General features: G+C 74.8%; 17 protein-coding genes. 12 read left to right on the forward strand and 5 right to left on the reverse strand.

All coding sequences use genetic code 11. The features are described from left to right. Positions 1-58 precede the first annotated feature (58 nt). Complete coding sequence (locus tag E0W78_RS01875; protein ID WP_131402137.1) at positions 59-724, reverse strand: SDR family oxidoreductase; 666 nt, start codon at positions 722-724, stop codon at positions 59-61. A gap of 82 nt (positions 725-806) precedes the next feature. On the opposite strand from E0W78_RS01875, the gene E0W78_RS01880 reads away from it, so the two are divergent. After that, positions 807-1,751 (forward strand): o-succinylbenzoate synthase, encoded by a 945-nt coding sequence (locus tag E0W78_RS01880; protein ID WP_131402138.1) that lies wholly within the window; start codon positions 807-809, stop codon positions 1,749-1,751. After that, positions 1,748-3,322 carry a thiamine pyrophosphate-binding protein gene (locus tag E0W78_RS01885; protein ID WP_131402139.1) on the forward strand — a complete coding sequence of 525 codons (1,575 nt, stop codon included), beginning with the start codon at positions 1,748-1,750 and terminating at the stop codon, positions 3,320-3,322. The genes E0W78_RS01880 and E0W78_RS01885 overlap by 4 nt, the downstream gene beginning before the upstream one ends. Before the next feature lie 3 nt (positions 3,323-3,325). Here the strand turns inward: E0W78_RS01885 and E0W78_RS01890 are convergent, their stop codons facing one another. Then, complete coding sequence (locus tag E0W78_RS01890; RefSeq protein ID WP_131402140.1) at positions 3,326-3,763, reverse strand: SRPBCC family protein; 438 nt, start codon at positions 3,761-3,763, stop codon at positions 3,326-3,328. 115 nt (positions 3,764-3,878) lie between these two features. Here E0W78_RS01890 and E0W78_RS01895 point away from each other — a divergent pair, with 115 nt between their 5' ends. Genes E0W78_RS01895 through E0W78_RS01910 form a run of 4 tightly spaced genes read left to right on the forward strand, consistent with a single transcriptional unit; the run spans position 3,879 to position 10,667 of the window. After that, entirely contained in the window at positions 3,879-5,462 is a 1,584-nt protein-coding gene (locus E0W78_RS01895) for a GMC family oxidoreductase N-terminal domain-containing protein (protein ID WP_131402141.1), read from the forward strand. After that, entirely contained in the window at positions 5,459-6,988 is a 1,530-nt protein-coding gene (locus E0W78_RS01900) for an aldehyde dehydrogenase family protein (protein WP_131402142.1), read from the forward strand. Before E0W78_RS01895 ends, E0W78_RS01900 begins: the two co-directional genes overlap by 4 nt. Before the next feature lie 39 nt (positions 6,989-7,027). After that, positions 7,028-9,871, forward strand: coding sequence for a helix-turn-helix transcriptional regulator (locus E0W78_RS16940; RefSeq protein ID WP_131402143.1), 2,844 nt, complete (start codon positions 7,028-7,030; stop codon positions 9,869-9,871). A 34-nt stretch (positions 9,872-9,905) separates the two neighbouring features. Further along, positions 9,906-10,667, forward strand: coding sequence for an SGNH/GDSL hydrolase family protein (locus E0W78_RS01910; RefSeq protein ID WP_131402144.1), 762 nt, complete (start codon positions 9,906-9,908; stop codon positions 10,665-10,667). Positions 10,668-10,680: 13 nt separating this feature from the next. On the opposite strand, the gene E0W78_RS01915 is transcribed toward E0W78_RS01910, so the two are convergent. Then, positions 10,681-11,001 carry an SMR family transporter gene (locus E0W78_RS01915; RefSeq protein ID WP_131402145.1) on the reverse strand — a complete coding sequence of 107 codons (321 nt, stop codon included), beginning with the start codon at positions 10,999-11,001 and terminating at the stop codon, positions 10,681-10,683. Beyond that, complete coding sequence (locus E0W78_RS01920) at positions 10,998-11,345, reverse strand: SMR family transporter (protein WP_131402146.1); 348 nt, start codon at positions 11,343-11,345, stop codon at positions 10,998-11,000. The genes E0W78_RS01915 and E0W78_RS01920 overlap by 4 nt, the downstream gene beginning before the upstream one ends. A 92-nt stretch (positions 11,346-11,437) precedes the next feature. On the opposite strand from E0W78_RS01920, the gene E0W78_RS01925 reads away from it, so the two are divergent. After that, a complete protein-coding gene (locus E0W78_RS01925) occupies positions 11,438-12,631 on the forward strand; it encodes a 4-hydroxybenzoate 3-monooxygenase (RefSeq protein ID WP_131402147.1) in 1,194 nt (397 codons plus the stop codon). 24 nt (positions 12,632-12,655) lie between these two features. Then, positions 12,656-13,216: a GNAT family protein gene (locus tag E0W78_RS01930; protein ID WP_131402148.1), complete on the forward strand. Its 561-nt coding sequence runs from the start codon at positions 12,656-12,658 to the stop codon at positions 13,214-13,216. Positions 13,217-13,260: 44 nt separating this feature from the next. On the opposite strand, the gene E0W78_RS01935 is transcribed toward E0W78_RS01930, so the two are convergent. Next, a complete protein-coding gene (locus tag E0W78_RS01935; RefSeq protein ID WP_131402149.1) occupies positions 13,261-14,520 on the reverse strand; it encodes an isochorismate synthase in 1,260 nt (419 codons plus the stop codon). 32 nt (positions 14,521-14,552) lie between these two features. On the opposite strand from E0W78_RS01935, the gene E0W78_RS01940 reads away from it, so the two are divergent. From E0W78_RS01940 to E0W78_RS01955, 4 genes are all read left to right on the forward strand, one after another. Continuing rightward, a complete protein-coding gene (locus E0W78_RS01940) occupies positions 14,553-15,245 on the forward strand; it encodes a demethylmenaquinone methyltransferase (RefSeq protein WP_131402150.1) in 693 nt (230 codons plus the stop codon). A 232-nt stretch (positions 15,246-15,477) separates the two neighbouring features. After that, positions 15,478-15,837: an NADH-quinone oxidoreductase subunit A gene (locus E0W78_RS01945; protein ID WP_019143714.1), complete on the forward strand. Its 360-nt coding sequence runs from the start codon at positions 15,478-15,480 to the stop codon at positions 15,835-15,837. Next, positions 15,828-16,382 (forward strand): NADH-quinone oxidoreductase subunit B, encoded by a 555-nt coding sequence (locus tag E0W78_RS01950; RefSeq protein WP_131402151.1) that lies wholly within the window; start codon positions 15,828-15,830, stop codon positions 16,380-16,382. The genes E0W78_RS01945 and E0W78_RS01950 overlap by 10 nt, the downstream gene beginning before the upstream one ends. Next, a complete protein-coding gene (locus tag E0W78_RS01955; protein ID WP_131402152.1) occupies positions 16,379-17,098 on the forward strand; it encodes an NADH-quinone oxidoreductase subunit C in 720 nt (239 codons plus the stop codon). The genes E0W78_RS01950 and E0W78_RS01955 overlap by 4 nt, the downstream gene beginning before the upstream one ends. Positions 17,099-17,116: the final 18 nt, after the last annotated feature.

The following is a 17,116-nucleotide window of genomic DNA, read 5'->3' on the forward strand; positions in this document are numbered from 1 at the left end:
CCGGTCCGACGTGGTGCTTTCGCGTCCACATCTCGCCGGAGGCGCGGGAGGGTGAGGGTCAGGCCTGGGGGACGGCCTTGCTGATGGCGTCGGCGATCGGGGTGTCGCCGCTGATCAGCTCCCACTGCGAGCCGATCGTGCGGTCGTCGTCCAGGCTCGCGGCGAGCACGGCGGCCACGTCGGCGCGCGGGACGCTGGAGCGCGCCACCTTCGGGGCGAGCTCGACGCGTCCGGTGCCCTGGTCGTCGGTGAGGCCGCCCGGACGCACGATGGTCCAGTCCAGGCCGCTCTCGCGCAGCGCCGCGTCGGCGTCGCGCTTGGCCGTGACGTACGCGGCCCAGACCGGCTCGATGTCGTCGGGCTGCGGCTCGTCCACGCCCATGGCCGAGACCTGCAGGAAGCGCGAGATGCCGGCCTGGCGGGCGGCGGCTGCGGACTTGGTCGATCCCTCGAGGTCGACGGTGCGCTTGCGCTCGATCTTGCCGTCGGCGCCGGCTCCGGCGGCGAACACGACGGCGTCGCACCCCTCGAACGCGGCCGCGTAGGCGTCCACGTCGTCGTTCTCGATGTCGAGCAGGCGCACCTCGGCGCCCAGGGCCTCGAGCTCGTCGCGGTAGTCGTCCTTGCGGACGAGGGCGACCGGCGTGTGGCCGGCCTCGACGAGCAGGGGGTGCAGCAGGAGGGCGATCTTTCCGTGGCCTCCGACGACGGCGACGCGCGACATGGGGCTCCTTCGGGACGGGTGCGGGGGTTCCGTTCCACCGTGGCACGCGGCACCCAGCGGTGCACCTCGGTAGGGTCGACGGGTGCGGTTCCACACCTACGCGATCGAGATGCGCACCCGCTTCCGGGGCATCACCCGGCGCGAGGGGATGCTGGCCCGGGGCCCGGCCGGCTGGACCGAGTTCAGTCCCTTCCTCGACTACGACGCCCGTGAGAGCACGCCGTGGCTGGCCGCCGCCCTCGCCGCGGCCGAGCGTCCCTGGCCCGAGCCCCTGCGGGACCGCGTGCCGGTCAACTGCACCGTGCCGGCCGTCGGACCCGACCGGGCGGCGGAGCTCGTGCGGGTGAGCGGGTGCCGCACCGCCAAGGTGAAGGTCGCCGAGCGCGGCCAGTCGCTGGCCGACGACCTCGCCCGGGTCGAGGCGGTCCGCGACGCCCTCGGGCCTGACGGACACGTCCGGGTCGACGCCAACGGCCTGTGGGACGTGGACGAGGCGGTCGCCGCGATCGCCGCCCTCGACCGTGCCGCCGGCGGGCTGGAGTACGTCGAGCAGCCGGTCATGGACGTCGAGGACCTCGCCCGCGTCCGGCGCCGCGTCGACGTGCCGGTGGCCGCCGACGAGTCGATCCGCCGGGCCGACGACCCGTACCGCGTCCGCGACCTCGAGGCGGCCGACGTGGCCGTGCTCAAGGTGCAGCCGCTCGGGGGTGTCGACGCCTGCCTGCGGATCGCCGAGCAGATCGGTCTCCCCGTCGTGGTGTCCAGCGCCCTGGAGACGTCCGTCGGGCTGGCCGCCGGGCTCGCGCTCGCCGCCGCCCTGCCCGAGCTGCCGCACGCCTGCGGCCTGGCCACGACCTCGCTGCTCACCGCCGACGTCGTCACCGAGCCGCTCGTGCCGGTGGACGGCTTCCTGCCCGTCGGCCGCCAGGATGTCGACGAGTCCCGGCTCGCCGCCGTCGCGGCCGACCCCGAGACCGACGCGCGTTGGCAGGCCCGGCTCGCCGAGGTCCGCGAGGTGCTGGGATGAGCGCGGCCGGCACCGCCCGGGCGGTCGTCCAGCGGCTGCTCGACCTCGGCGTGCGCGAGGCCGTCGTCGCGCCGGGCTCGCGCTCCGGCCCGCTGGCGCTGGCGCTGGCCCAGGCCGACCGCGAGGCCGCCCTGCGGCTGCACGTCCGGCTCGACGAGCGCACGGCCGGGTTCCTGGCGCTGGGCCTGTCGAAGGCGTCGCGGCGGCCCGTGCCGGTGCTGACGACGTCCGGCACGGCCGTGGCCAACCTGCACCCGGCGATGCTCGAGGCGCTGCACACCGGCGTCCGACTCGTCGCGCTCACCGCCGACCGTCCGGCCCGGCTGCGCGGCACCGGTGCCAACCAGACCACCGACCAGCGGCACATCTTCCCGGGCGTGCCCTACCTGGAGGACGTCGCCGGGCTCGACGGCTCCGCCGGCCCGGTACAGCTCAACGTCGAGCTCGACGAGCCCCTGCTGCAGGGTCCGGCCGAGGGCGGCTACGTGCGCTCGGACGCCGACGCGCCGCCGCGGCACCGGCGCGCGAGCGACCCGTTCCGGCTCGCGTCCGGTCCCCGCACGGTCGTGGTGGCCGGCGACGACGCCGGCGCGGCCGCCCGGGTCGCGGCCGAGGCCGGCGGGTGGCCGCTGCTGGCCGAGCCGAGCTCCGGCGCCCGCACCGGCACGCACGCGCTGGCCACCTACCGGCTGCTGCTGGCCCACTCGCCGCTGGCCGAGCAGGTCGAGCGGGTCGTCTCGTTCGGCCACCCGACGCTGTCGCGGCCGGTCGCCCGGCTGCTGTCCCGCGCGGACGTCGAGGTCGTGCACGTCGGCACCGAGGCCACGTTCCCGGTCGCGGTCGACGAGCGCGTCCGCCTGGTCGAGGGCGTCGAGGTCGAGGGACCCGACCCGGCCGACTGGCTGGACGACTGGCGGACCGCGGACGCCCGGGCGCGGGCCGCGGTCGACACGCTGCTGGACGCCGACCCGGAGCTGACCCCGTACGAGGTGGCCCGGGCGGTCGCCGCGGCCGTGCCGCCCCGTGGCCTGCTCGTCGTCGGCTCGTCCAACCCGATCCGCGACCTCGACGTCATGGCCGCGCCGTCCACGGTGGGGGAGCGCCGCCTGGTGCTCGCCAACCGCGGGCTCGCCGGCATCGACGGCACGATCTCCACGGCGCTGGGTGCCGCGCTCGGACGTCCCGGGCCGGCGCTGGCGTACCTGGGGGACCTGACCTTCCTGCACGACGCCAACGGGCTGCTCGCGGGTCCGGCGGAGCCGCGTCCGGACCTCACCCTCGTGGTCGCGTCCGACGACGGCGGCAGCATCTTCCACACGCTCGAGCAGGGCGCCCCGGAGTACGCGGAGGACTTCGAGCGGGTCTTCGGCACGCCGACGGGCGTCAGCATCGCGGCGGTCTGCGCGGCCTACGGCGTCGCGCACGAGACCGCCCGCACCGCGGACGAGCTCGCCGCGGCGCTCGGGCGCCCGGCGTCGGGCGTGCGGGTCGTCGAGGTGCCGCTGCGCCGCGACCGGCGCCGCGAGCAGACCGCCGCGCTCAGCGCCGCGGTGCGCGACGCCGTCGGCTGAGTCTCAGGCCTCGCGGCCCTCGACCAGCAGCGCGAGGCGGCGCAGGGTCTCGGTGTTGCGCCAGCGCAGGCTCGCCGCCTCGACCGGCTTCGGGATGAGGGTCGCGGGGCCGCCCGAGGCGACCTCCTTCATCTCCACGAGCGTGCCCGCGCCCTCGGCGTGCAGCACGACCTGGACGTCCGCCGTGCCGGCGGGCCACGCGCGCGCCTTGAGCGTGATGCTGTGGCCGGGCGTCACGGCGAGCACCTCGGTGGTGTCGTCGATGAGCAGCGGCCAGCTGCCGACGGAGTGGTGCAGCCGCGTGCCGACGGCGGGGAAGCCCGCGTCGACCGCGCGCATGCGGGACGCGCCGACCACCCACAGGGGGTAGAGCCAGCCGTCCTCGAGGACCTTCCACACCTGGTCGGGCGTGGCGTCGATGTGCCGGGTCGTGGTCGTCATGGAGCCATGCAAGCACGGCCCGCCGGGGCCCGCCGGTCGAGCGACGTACGTGACAGTGGTTGTGTCACGGTGGGGCCCGGCAGTACGTTGTGAGCCACGTCACCGAGGAGGTCCCATGGCCCAGGAACGCTTCGACTACGTGGTGGTCGGGTCGGGCAGCGCCGGCGGCGTGCTCGCCGCCCGGCTGAGCGAGGACCCCACCGTCTCGGTGCTGCTGCTCGAGGCCGGCCCGCCCGACGACGCCGACGAGATCCACATCCCGCTCGCGTTCTCCGCGCTGTTCCGGACGTCCTGGGACTGGCAGTACGAGACGGTCGCGCAGAAGCAGCTCGGCGGACGCCGGGCCGACTGGCCGCGCATGCGCGGGCTCGGCGGCTGCTCGTCGATGAACGCGATGATCTACATCCGCGGCAACCGCGCCGACTACGACGAGTGGCGCGACGCGTTCGGCGCCGAGGGCTGGGGCTTCGACGACGTCCTGCCGTACTTCGTGCGGGCCGAGGGCAACCAGCGCCTCGGCGGGCCCTGGCACGGCACCGACGGCCCGCTGCGGGTCGAGGACCGCGCCTTCACCCACGAGCTCAGCCACGCGTTCGTCGACGCGGCGGTCGCCGCCGGCCACAAGCGCACCGACGACTTCAACGGGGCCGACCAGCGCGGCGCCGGGCTCTACCAGGTCACGAACAGGAAGGGCCGCCGCTGGTCGGTGGCCGACGCGTACGTCCGCCCGGCCATGGCCCGGCGCAACCTCACGGTCCGCACCGACGCGTTCGTGACCAAGGTGCTGCTCGAGGGCACCCGCGCGGTCGGCGTCCGCTACGAGTCCGGCGGGGCCACCCACGACGTCCGCGCCGACGCCGAGGTCATCCTCAGCGGGGGCGCGGTCAACAGTCCCCAGCTGCTCATGCTCTCGGGCATCGGGCCGGGCGCCCACCTGCGCGAGCACGGCATCGACGTCGTCGTCGACTCGCCCGGCGTCGGCCAGAACCTGCACGACCACCCCGCGGCCGGCATCGTGCTGCACTCGCGCGGCACGACCGACCTGGCCGAGGGGCAGACGCTCGGCAACCTGCTGCGCTGGAAGGCCACCGGACGCACGATGCTCGCGTCCAACGTCGGCGAGGCGGGCGCGTTCTTCTCCTCGGACGCCGCGATCGAGCACCCCGACCTGCAGATCCACTTCGCGCCGACCGGGTTCTGGGACAACGGCATCCACGAGCCGACCCGCAGGTCGCTCACCATCGCGCCCACGCTGGTCGACCCCAAGAGCCGCGGCGCCCTGCGCCTGCGCTCGGCCGACCCGCACTGGCACCCCGAGATCGACCCCGCCTACTTCGACGACCCGGCCGACCTAGACGCGATGCTCGCCGGCCTGCGCGAGGCGGTCGAGATCTCGCACCTGGCCCCGCTGCGCGACCTCGTCGCCGGCCCGTTCATGCCCGACGTCGCCGACCCCACCGACGACCAGCTCGTCGAGAACCTGCGCCGGCTGGCCCAGACCCTCTACCACCCGGTCGGCACCTGCGCGATGGGCACGGTCGAGGGCAGCGTCGTCGACCCGCAGCTGCGCGTCCACGGCGTCGAGGGCCTGCGCGTCGCCGACGCCTCCGTCATGCCCCGCGTCCCGCGCGGCAACACCAACGCACCCGCCATCATGGTCGGCGAGAAGGCCGCCGACCTCGTCAAGGAGTCCCGATGACCGCCACGATCGACACGCCCGACACCGCCGACCAGGCCCCGCGCCCCACGTTCGAGTCGCTCGACCCGGCCACCGGCGACGTCGTCGGGGTCCACCCGATCCACTCGGCCGAGGAGGTGCAGGCCGCCGTCGCGCGGGCCCGCGCCGCGTACGCGTGGTGGGGCGGCCTCGGGTTCGACGACCGGGCCGAGATCCTGCTGACCTGGCGCAGCGTCATCACCCGCCGCATGCACCAGCTCGCCGACCTCGTGCACCGCGAGATGGGCAAGCCGCACGGCGACGCGCTGCTGGAGATCTCCATCGCCATCGACCACATCGCCTGGGCGGCGAAGCACGCGGGCAAGGTGCTCCGCCCGCACAAGGTGAGCCCCGGCCTGCTCATGGCCAACCAGAAGGCGTTCGTCGAGCACAAGTCGCTCGGCGTCGTCGGCGTCATCGGCCCGTGGAACTACCCGGTCTTCACGCCCATCGGCTCGCTGGCGTACGCGCTGGCCGCCGGCAACACCGTGGTGTTCAAGCCCAGCGAGTACACGCCGGGCGTCGGCACGTGGCTGGTCGACACCCTGCGCGAGGTGGTCGGCGGCAAGGACGTCCTGCAGGTCGTCACCGGGCTGGGCGAGACCGGCAACGCGCTGTGCCTGGCCGACATCGACAAGCTCGCGTTCACCGGCTCCACGGCCACCGGCAAGAAGGTCATGGCCGCGTGCGCGCAGAACCTCACCCCGGTCGTCATCGAGGCCGGCGGCAAGGACTCGCTCATCGTCGACGAGGACGCCGACGTCAGCGCCGCCGCCGACGCCGCGCTGTGGGCGGGCATGTCGAACGCCGGCCAGACCTGCATCGGCACCGAGCGGGTCTACGTCCACGAGAAGGTCTACGACCAGTTCGTCACCGAGATCACCGCGCGAGCGCGCGAGCTCGACGTGCGTGCCGGCGCCGACGGGGGCGCCAAGTACGGCCCCATGACCATGCCCAAGCAGCTGGACGTCGTCCGCAGCCACGTCGAGGACGCCCTGGCCAAGGGCGGTCGCGCACTGCTCGGCGGCGCCGACGCGGTCGGCGAGCGCTTCGTGCAGCCGACGATCCTGGCCGACGTCCCCGAGGACTCGCTGGCCGTCACCGAGGAGACGTTCGGGCCCACGCTCGTGGTCAACAGGGTGCGCGACATGGACGAGGCGATCGAGCGCACCAACGCCACCGCCTACGGCCTGGCCGGCGCGGTGTTCAGCGGGTCGCGCGGCGAGGAGATCGCCCGCCGCGTCCGCTCGGGCATGACCTCGGTGAACTCGGTCATCTCGTTCGCCGGCGTGCCCACGCTGCCGTTCGGCGGCGTCGGCGACTCCGGCTTCGGCCGCATCCACGGCGCCGAGGGGCTCAAGGAGTTCACCTACGCCAAGGCCGTGACCGTGCAGCGGTTCTCGTCGCCGCTGGAGCTGGTGACGTTCGCCCGCACGAAGGTGACCGAGGGACGCCTGGCGCAGATCATCACCGTCCTGCACGGCGGCAAGAAGACGCTGAAGCGCTGACCCGGCGCGCCCGTCGGTGGCTCGCGCCATGATGAGCCCATGACGTCACCGGTCGCGCCGCTGGTCGGCCGCCACGCCGAGCTCGCCGAGCTGCTGGCGGCCGCCGGCGTGTCCGGCCCCGAGGCGGGGGGCGCGGTGCTGCTCGGCGGCGACGCCGGCATCGGCAAGACCCGGCTGCTCCGTGAGCTGGCCGAGCGGGCGTCCACCGCTGGCCACCAGGTGCTCGTGGGGCACTGCCTCGACCTGGGCGACGCGGTCATCTCGCACCAGCCGTTCGCGGAGGCGCTGCGGGCGCTGGACCCCGACCGGCGCGACGCGCTCGTGGCCGCGCACCCGGCGCTCGAGCCGCTGGTCGGCGGGGGCGACGCCGCCGACCGCGGGCGCCTGTTCGGCGCCGTCGTCGACGGGCTCGAGACCCTGGCCGCCGCGGCGCCCGTGCTGCTCGTCGTCGAGGACGCCCACTGGGCCGACGCGTCCACCCGGCACCTGCTCGGGTACGTCCTCGCGCGCCGGCGCACCGACCGGGTGCGGCTGGTCGTCAGCTTCCGCAGCGACGACCTCGACCGGCGCCATCCGCTGCGGCCGCTGCTGGCCGAGTGGGTCCGCCTGCCCGGCGTCCGCCGCCTGGACCTGTCGCCGCTGCCCGACCACGACGTCGACGCGCTGCTGCGCACCCGGGCGGTGTCGGCGCTCGGCGCGCACGACGTCGACGACATCGTCCGCCGGGCCGCCGGCAACGCCTTCTACGCCGAGGAGCTGCTCGCCGCCGGCCGTGTCGACGGTGCGGTGCCCGAGTCGCTGGCCGACCTCGTGCTCGTCCGGCTCGACGAGCTCGACGAGTCCGCCCGCCGGGTCGTGCGCACCCTGGCCTGCGCCGGCTCCCCGGTGCCCGACGACCTGCTCGCCGCCGTCACGGGGCTCGGTCCGGACGAGCTGGAGCCCGCGCTGCGCCGCGCCATCGACCACCGCGTGGTGGCCCGCTCCGGCGAGACGTACGTGCTGCGCCACGCCCTGCTCGCCGAGGCCGTCCGCGACGACCTGCTGCCGGCCGAGCGGCGGCGCATCCACGCCGCCTACCTCGCCGCCCTCGACGACGACCGGCCGGGCGTGGCCGCCGAGCGGGCGCTGCACGCGGCCGGGGCGGGTGACGCGACCGCGGCGTTCGCCGCCCACCTGCTCGCGGCCGACGACGCCGCGCGCGTGGCCGGGCACGACGAGGCCGCCCAGCACCTGGAGCAGGCGCTGCGGCTGACCGACCACGCGCCGGCCGACGTCGACGTCGTCGCGCTCGTCCTGCGCGCCGGGCGGGCACTGAGCCTGGCCGGGCGCCTGGTCCGCGCGCTGTCGTTCGTCCGCCAGCACCTCGACGCGCACCCCGAGCCGGGCCCCGACCGCGACCGGCTGCTGCTCGGGCTGGGCGAGCTGTCGCAGACCGCCGGTCGTGACGACGACGCCGAGCGGCTCAGCGGCGAGCTGCTGGCCGGCCTGCCCGACGACTCCCCGCTCGCGGTGCGCGCGCACGTGCTGCGCGCCCGCGTCCTGGCCGACCAGTGGCGCGACGACGAGGCGCTCGAGCACGCCGAGCGGGCGGTCACGCTCAGCGACCGGCTCGACGACCCCGCCACCAGCGCCGACGCGCGGGCCGCCGCCACCCGGGTCCTGGCCCGGCGCACCCTCGCGGTCGACGACGCGGCCGGCCGCTACACCGAGCTGGCCGACGCCTTCCGGGCCGAGGGCGACGTCATGGGCGAGCTGCGCGCGCTGCACCACCGCGGCTTCCTGCGGCTCAACAGCAGCGACCTCGACGGCGCCGCGCACGACTTCGGCGAGCTGCACGCCCGGGCCGTCGCGACCGACCACCAGTGGGCGCCGTACGGCTTCGACGGCCGCTTCTTCGGGGCGCTGGTCGCCGTCCTGCAGGGACGGTGGGACGACGCCCTGCGGGCGGCCCACCTCCCCGACGACGCCCCGGCCGAGATCCGCGGCTCGATGTGCGCCCTGGCGCTGCTCGTCGCCGCCGGCCGCGGCGACGTCCCCGACGCCACCGACCTGGCCCACGTCGAGTCCGTGTGGCGCGACGACATCACCGTGCCGATCCACGCCGGCGCGGCGCTGGTCGACCTGCACGGCGACGCCGGCCGGGTGGTCGAGGCGATCGCCGTCCACGACCGGGTCGCGCACGACCTGGCCACCACGTGGGCGGAGCCGCGGCACCCCTCGCGCGTCCGGGCGGCGGCGCTGCTGCTCGGCCAGCTCGCCGCCGACGTCCGCCGCCGCGGGCCGGGGGAGGCCCGGGCGCACCTGGCCCGGGCCGACGAGCTCGCCGACGTGGTGGGCCAGGTCGTCGACCGCAACCCGCCGTTCGGGGCCGAGGGCCAGGCCTGGCTGCGCCGGTTCGAGGCCGAGCACGACCGCCTGCGCCAGCTGGCCGGGGAGACGGTCGACCCGGTCGCCCTGGCCGCGTCCTGGGGTGCCGCCGCCGACGGCTTCGCGCGCCTGGGCCAGGTGCACGAGGCGGCCCGGTGCCGGGCCCGCCAAGCCCCGGCGCTGCGGGCCACGGGCGACCTCGCCGGTGCGGCCGCTGCGGTGGCCGAGGCGCGCGCCGCCGCCGAGCGCCTGGGCGCCCGGCCGCTGCTCGCCGAGCTCGACGACCTCGACGGCACGGGCGCCGCACGGCAGGCGTCGTCCGACCTGACGCCGCGCGAGCGCGAGGTGCTCGGGCTGGTCTCGCTCGGGCGCAGCAACGGCGAGATCGCCGCCCAGCTGTTCATCAGCGCCAAGACCGCGTCGGTGCACGTGTCCAACATCCTGGCCAAGCTCGGCGCCGCGTCGCGCACGGAGGCCGCCTCGATCGCCCGCCGCGACGGGCTGCTCGACGCCTGACGCGGGCCTGGTGACCCGCGGGTAGCATCGCGACGTGCCGTTCTCCCGCTTCGTCGCCCTGGGCGACTCGTTCACCGAGGGGGTCGGCGACCCCGACCCCAACCTGCCCAACGGCGTGCGGGGGTGGGCCGACCGGCTCGCCGGCGCGCTCGACCGCGTGTCGCCGGGCCTGCAGTACGCGAACCTGGCCATCCGCGGCCGCAAGCTCGCCGGCATCCTCAACGAGCAGATCGAGCCCGCCGTCGCGATGCAGCCCGACCTCGTCACGATCTACGCCGGCGGCAACGACATGCTGCGTCCCCGGGTCGACGTCGACGCCCTCGTGGCCCGCTACAGCGAGGCGGTCGGCCGGCTCGTCGACACCGGCGCCACCGTCGCCGTCTTCACCGCCGCCGACCCCGGCAGCGCCCCGGTCTTCGGCGCCATGCGCGGCCGCTTCGCGCTCTACAACGAGCTCGTCCGCCACATGGCCGACGAGCGAGGGGTCACGCTCGTCGACTTCTGGCGCCTGGGCGACTACGAGGACGAGCGGCTCTGGGACGTCGACCGGCTGCACATGAGCGCCGCGGGCCACCAGCGCATGGCCATCGCCGTCGCCGACGCCCTGGGCGTCGAGCACGACCTCGAGCCGCTGCCGCTCACGCCGCTGGCCGTGCGCACGAGCGCCGAGCGCCGGGCCGAGAACCTGGCCTGGACGCGCGCCCACGTGGCGCCGTGGATCAAGCGTCGGCTGACCGGAAGGTCCTCCGGCGACCTCATCGACCCGCGTCGCCCGGTCCTCGCACCGGTCGGCTGACCGAGCCGGCGTCCTAGTGGGCGCCGAGCTCGACGAGCAGCACGCCGCCGGCGATCAGCGCGATGCCCGCGGCCATGACCGGGGTCAGCGGCTCGTCGAACAGCAGGCGCGAGGCGACGGCGGTCACGGCCACGCCCGTCGCCGTCCACACCCCGTAGGCCACGCCGAGCGGCATGCCGTGGGCGAGCGACACCGAGAGCAGCGCGAACGCGGCCAGGTACCCGGCCACGACGACCGCGTACCAGCGGCGCGCGCCGTGGGCGGCCACGCGCAGCGACAGGGTCGCGACGACCTCCGACCCGATCGCCCCGGCCAGCGCCAGCCAGGCGGTCACCGCTCGGCCTCCGTCCGGCGGCGCGCGGCCTGCGACCCCAGCTCGATGGTGAGGACGCCGGCGACGATGAGCGCGAGTCCGGCGCCCATGACGGGAGTCAGCGGCTCGTCGAAGACGGCGGCGGACAGCAGCGCGGTGGACGCGACGCCGAGCGCGCCCCACACGCCGTACGCGACGCCGAGCGCCATGCCGCGGGCCAGCACCACGGCCAGGAGCGCGAACGCGGTGACGTACCCGACCGCGACGACCGCGTAGAGCACGGGCTCGTCGAGCGCCGCCTTGAGCGACAGCGACGCCGCCACCTCGCTCACGACGGCGGCGAGCAGCAGCAGCCACGTCCTCACCCGGGCACCCTATCGGGGCTGGCCACGACGACTCTTCCGCTGGGTGAAAGGCCGCCATGGTGACCTGCGGCACGTCGAGGCAGGATGCTGGCATGTCCTCGCACACCCCTGCCCGCACCCAGGTGGCCGTCGTCGGGGCGGGTCCCGCCGGCCTCATGCTCACCCACCTGCTCGCGCAGGCCGGCATCGACAGCGTCGCGCTCGACACGCGGACGCGGACGGAGATCGAGCAGACCCACCGGGCCGGCATCCTCGAGCAGGACTCGGTCGACCTGCTCGTCGACACCGGCGTCTCGGACCGGGTGCACCGCGACGGCTACCGCCACGACGGCATCGAGCTGGCCTTCGGCGGCGGCAGCCACCGCATCGACTTCCAGGGGCTCGTCGGTGCGTCCACGCAGCTCTACCCGCAGACGGACGTCTTCATCGACCTGGCCGACGCCCGCGAGCGCGACGGCGGCGACGTGCGCTTCGGCGTCAGCGACGTGAGCGTCGGCGACCTGGAGTCCGACGCCCCGTTCGTCCGGTTCACCGACGCCGACGGCGCTCAGCACGAGCTGCGCGCGGACTTCCTGGTCGGCGCGGACGGCTCGCGCAGCCTGTGCCGTCGCGAGGTGCCTGAGGACTCGCGCCGCCAGTACTTCCGTGAGTACCCGTTCGCCTGGTTCGGCATCCTGACCGAGGCCCCGCCCAGCGCCCCGGAGCTGATCTACAGCCACTCCGAGCACGGCTTCGCGCTGATCAGCCAGCGCACCGAGACGCTCCAGCGCATGTACTTCCAGTGCGACCCGTCCGAGGATCCGCAGGCGTGGTCGGACGACCGCATCTGGTCCGAGCTGCAGACCCGCGTGGGTGCCAACGGCTACACGCTGCAGGAGGGACCCATCACGTCCCGCTCGGTGCTGCCGTTCCGCAGCTTCGTGCAGGAGCCGATGCACCACGGCCGGCTCGTGCTCGCCGGCGACGCCGCCCACACCGTGCCCCCGACCGGCGCGAAGGGCCTGAACCTGGCCCTGGCCGACGTCCGGGTGCTGGCCGAGGAGCTCGAACGGGCCGTGGCGGCCGGTGGCCTCGCGCCGCTGGCCGACTACAGCCGGCGCGCGCTGGAGCGGGTCTGGAAGGCCCAGCACTTCTCGTACTGGATGACCACGATGCTGCACACGCTGCCGGACGCGACGCCGTTCGACGTCCGCCGTCAGGAGGGCGAGCTCGCGGCGGTCACCTCGTCGGTGGCCGGCTCGACGTTCCTGGCCGAGGCCTACACGGGCTGGCCGCGGCGCGCCTGACGCCCGGCGTGCTAGAACGTCCCCGTGACGACGTCCCCCTGGCCGCGCCGCGTCGGCGACCTGCTCCTGCGTGACGCCGTCGAGGCGGACCTCGAGCGCCTGCTGGTGCTGCGCAACGACCCGGTCGCGAACCGGTACACCGTCCGCACCCACGTGCCGGCCGACGACCTGCGCCGCGAGTGGCTCGGCGCGCCGGACAGCGCGACCGACTTCTCGTGCGTCGTGGAGTCCGGCGGCGCGGTCGTCGCCATGGGCATGCTGGACGTGGTGGACGGCGGTGGCCAGCCCGGTGCCCCGACCGGCACCGACGCGGTCATCGGCTACCTCGTCGACCCGGCCCACGCCGGCCGCGGCATCGCCACCGGTCTGGCCCGCGAGCTGCTGGCCGTCTCCTTCGACCAGCTGGGCGTGCGCCGCGTGACGGCGATCTGCTTCACCGAGAACCCGGCGTCCGCCCGGGTGCTGGAGAAGGCCGGCATGCGCCGCGAGGGGCACCGGGTGCAGGACTGCTGGCGCGCGGACGGCGGGTGGTCCGACAGCTATCTGTACGCCCTCCTGCGCTCGGAGTGGCGGCCCGCCCCCTGAGTCGCTGATCCGCTCCCTGAGCCTGTCGAAGGGAGCCCGACCCGCTAGGCCGGCGGCGTGAGGGCGTCGCGCACCGGGACGAGCTTGGCCTGGGTCTCGGCCAGCTCGGACTCGGGCACGGAGTCCGCGACGATGCCGCAGCCGGCGAACAGCCGCACGGACGTGGGGGAGTCGAGCACGGCCGAGCGCAGGCCGATGCCCCACTCGCCGTCGCCGCGGGCGTCCACCCAGCCGACCGGCCCGGCGTAGCGGCCCCGGTCGAAGCCCTCGATCTCGTCGATGAGCGCCACCGCGGTCGGGGTGGGCGTGCCGCCGACGGCGGCGGAGGGGTGGAGCGCCGCGGCCAGCGACAGCGCGCCGTCGCCCTCGCGGACGACGCCGGTGACGTCGGTGGCCAGGTGCATGACGTTGGGCAGGTGCAGCACGAACGGCGACTCGGGCACGTTCATGCTCTGGCAGTGGGGCGCGAGTGCCTCGGCGACCGAGCGCACGGCGTACTCGTGCTCCTCGAGGTCCTTGCTGGACCGGGCCAGGGTCGCGGCCAGGGCCAGGTCGCGCTCGTCGTCGCCGGTGCGGCGCACGGTGCCGGCCAGGACGCGCGAGGTCACCAGGCCGCGCTCCAGACGCACCAGCATCTCGGGCGTCGCGCCGAAGAAGCCGTCGACGTGGAACGTCCAGCAGCTCGGGTAGGTCTCGGCCAGCCGGGTCAGCGGCCAGCGGACGTCCAGCGGCTCGGCGGTCTCGGCGACCACCTCGCGGGCGAGCACGACCTTGTCGAGGTCGCCGGCGGTGATGCGGCGGACGGCCTCGGCGACCAGGCCCTCCCAGGTGGCGCCGTCGACGGCGCCGTCGGAGAACGTCGTGCCGACCGGAGCCGGGGGAGTGGGCTGGGCGACGAGCTCGGGACGTCCGCGCAACGAGGTGCCCACCACGGTCATCCAGGCGACGCCGTCGCGGCGGCCGACCACGACCTCGGGCACGACGAGCAGGCTGTCCTTGCCCTGGTCGCTGAAGGCGAACGAGCCGAACGCGACCAGGCCGCTGCCCGGACGGTCGACGTCGTCGCGGACGACCGCGGTGCGCGCGAGCTCGCGCCACCAGGTGCGCGCGTCGTCGAACCGGCTCGGTCCCGCGGACTCGAACGAGGCCACGCGGCCCCACCCGACCAGCCCGTCCTCGCCGTGCACCCAGGCGAGCAGCTGCGGGTCGTCGGGCAGGAGGTCGACCAGGGAGCCGGGATCGTCCACGGCCACCGTGCGCACCACGAGCGGGGCGCGGGCGCCCTCGAGCGCAGGGTTCGTCACGGCGGCGAGCCTACCCGTGGGAAGGTTGGGGGGTGAGCCGAGCCAGCCTGGAGAAGCAGCCGCACGAGGTCGCCGCGATGTTCGACCAGGTGGCCAAGCGGTACGACCTGACCAACGACGTCCTCTCGCTCGGCCAGGACCGCCGCTGGCGGGCCCGCGTCGTCGAGCTGGTCGACCCGAAGCCGGGCGAGCGCATCCTCGACCTGGCCGCCGGCACCGGCACGTCCAGCAAGCCGTTCGCCGACGCCGGCGCCGAGGTCGTGCCGTGCGACTTCTCGCTCGGCATGCTCGAGGTCGGCAAGCAGCAGCAGCCGGACCTGCCCTTCGTGGCCGGCGACGGCATGCGCCTGCCCTTCGCCGACGACTCGTTCGACGCGGTGACGATCTCGTTCGGCCTGCGCAACGTCCAGGACCCGCTCGAGGCCCTGCGCGAGCTGCGCCGGGTCACGCGTCGCGGCGGACGCGTCGTGGTCTGCGAGTTCAGCCGCCCCACGTGGGCGCCGTTCGCGACGATCTACTCGAACTACCTCATGCGCGCGCTGCCACCGGTGGCCCGCGCGGTGAGCTCGAACCCCGACTCGTACGTCTACCTGGCCGAGTCGATCCAGGCGTGGCCGGACCAGCGCGGCCTGGCCCTGCGCATGGTCGAGGCGGGCTGGGGCCGGGTCGACTGGGTCAACCTCAGCGGCGGCATCGTCGCCCTGCACCGTTCCGTCAAGCCGTAGTCATCACGCCCCGGTCCGCCGGGGGCCCCAGGTGTTCTCGACGCCCCCAGGTCTGCAGACCTGGGGGCGTCCGGTCTACCTGGGGCCCCAGGTAGTCCTGGGACGCCTGGGACGTCGCGGAAGTTTAGTGTGACCTACCTCACGAGTGACCCCCTCGGCTGCCTAGGGTGAGTCTCGACAGCGCATGTGATTTGTTTCACAAGCGGACGTGCGACCCGGCGGAGGCAGGCCGATGGGTGAGTACGCACCGATCCTGGTGCTCGGCGCGATCGCGGCCGGCTTCGCGATCTTCAGCGTCGCGATCGCCCCGCTGACCGGGCCGCGCCGCTACAACCGCGCCAAGCTCGACCGTTACGAGTCCGGCATCCAGCCGACGCCGGTGCCCGAGGGCGGCGGACGCATCCCGGTCAAGTACTTCTTCACCGCGATGATGTTCATCGTCTTCGACATCGAGATCGTCTTCCTCTACCCGTTCGCGGTCGCCTTCGACGCGCTGAGCTGGTTCGCGGTCCTCGCGGTGCTGCTGTTCCTGGTCAACATCACCGTCGCGTACGCCTACGAGTGGCGTCGGGGAGGCATGGCATGGGACTAGAGGAGAAGCTGCCCAGCGGCGTCCTGCTGAGCACGGTCGAGGGCCTGGCCGGCTACATGCGCAAGGCCTCGTTCTGGCCGGCGACGTTCGGCCTGGCCTGCTGCGCGATCGAGATGATGACCTTCGGCGCCCCGCGCTACGACTCCTCGCGCTTCGGCATGGAGGTCTTCCGGCCCTCGCCGCGCCAGGCCGACCTCATGATCGTGGCCGGCCGGGTGAGCCAGAAGATGGCGCCGGTCCTGCGCCAGATCTACGACCAGATGGCCGAGCCCAAGTACGTCCTGGCCATGGGCGTCTGCGCCAGCTCCGGCGGCATGTTCAACAACTACGCGATCGTCCAGGGCGTCGACCACGTCGTGCCGGTCGACATGTACCTGCCCGGCTGCCCGCCGCGCCCCGAGATGCTCATCGACGCGATCTTCAAGCTCCACGACAAGGTGCAGCACGCCAAGCTCGGTGCCCACCGGACCGCGGAGATCGCCCAGGACGAGCAGGTCGCGCTCACCGCCCTGCCGACGCAGCTGCAGAAGGGCCTGCTGCGATGACCGAGTCCACCGGCGGCACCCAGGACCAGGGCGTCGACTCCCGCGAGGCGCTGGTCCGCGCCGACCGCACCGAGCTCAAGGTCGTCGCCGTCCGCGAAGGCATGTTCGGCGCGCGCGACGGCGCCGACACGAGCGGCTACGGCGGCCTGCGTCGGCCGGTGGCGTTCCCCACCCCGACCCCGCCCCCGTACGGCGGCTGGTTCGACGAGGTCGCCGAGGCGTTCGTCCGCGGCGTCCACGGCGGGACGCTCGAGGGCATCGTGGTCGACCGTGGCGAGCTCACCTTCCAGGTCCGCCGCGAGCACCTGCGCGAGGCGGCCCAGCACCTGCGCGACGAGCCGAGCCTGCGCTTCGAGGTGCTCAGCAGCCTGTCCGGCGTCCACCTGCCCGGCGACGAGGGAGCCGAGCTGCACGTCGCGCTCCACCTGCTCTCGATGACCCACAACCGCCGGGTCCGGGTCGAGACCACCTGCCCGGACGCCGACCCGCACGTGCCCAGCGTCGTGAGCGTGTACCCGACGGCGGACTGGCACGAGCGCGAGACGTGGGACATGTTCGGCATCGTCTTCGACGGCCACCCCGCGCTGACCCGCATCCTCATGCCCGACGACTGGCCCGGCCACCCTCAACGCAAGGACTACCCGCTGGGCGGCGTCCCGGTGGAGTACAAGGGCGCGACCGTGCCTCCTCCGGACGAGCGGAGGTCGTACTCGTGAGGGCCCAGCGGGCAGTCC

The sequence above is a fragment of the Aeromicrobium sp. IC_218 genome (assembly GCF_004336805.1).
Lineage (GTDB): Bacteria > Actinomycetota > Actinomycetes > Propionibacteriales > Nocardioidaceae > Aeromicrobium.

Bases quoted from the DNA above. Each gene is read 5' to 3' on its own strand.
- E0W78_RS01885 (WP_131402139.1), top strand. From the start codon at position 1,748: ATGAGCGCGGCCGGCACCGCCCGGGCGGTCGTCCAGCGGCTGCTCGAC.
- E0W78_RS16940 (WP_131402143.1), top strand. From the start codon at position 7,028: ATGACGTCACCGGTCGCGCCGCTGGTCGGCCGCCACGCCGAGCTCGCC.
- E0W78_RS01925 (WP_131402147.1), top strand. From the start codon at position 11,438: ATGTCCTCGCACACCCCTGCCCGCACCCAGGTGGCCGTCGTCGGGGCG.
- E0W78_RS01875 (WP_131402137.1), bottom strand. From the start codon at position 724: ATGTCGCGCGTCGCCGTCGTCGGAGGCCACGGAAAGATCGCCCTCCTG.
- E0W78_RS01945 (WP_019143714.1), top strand. From the start codon at position 15,478: ATGGGTGAGTACGCACCGATCCTGGTGCTCGGCGCGATCGCGGCCGGC.
- E0W78_RS01890 (WP_131402140.1), bottom strand. From the start codon at position 3,763: ATGACGACCACGACCCGGCACATCGACGCCACGCCCGACCAGGTGTGG.
- E0W78_RS01955 (WP_131402152.1), top strand. From the start codon at position 16,379: ATGACCGAGTCCACCGGCGGCACCCAGGACCAGGGCGTCGACTCCCGC.
- E0W78_RS01950 (WP_131402151.1), top strand. From the start codon at position 15,828: ATGGGACTAGAGGAGAAGCTGCCCAGCGGCGTCCTGCTGAGCACGGTC.
- E0W78_RS01895 (WP_131402141.1), top strand. From the start codon at position 3,879: ATGGCCCAGGAACGCTTCGACTACGTGGTGGTCGGGTCGGGCAGCGCC.
- E0W78_RS01900 (WP_131402142.1), top strand. From the start codon at position 5,459: ATGACCGCCACGATCGACACGCCCGACACCGCCGACCAGGCCCCGCGC.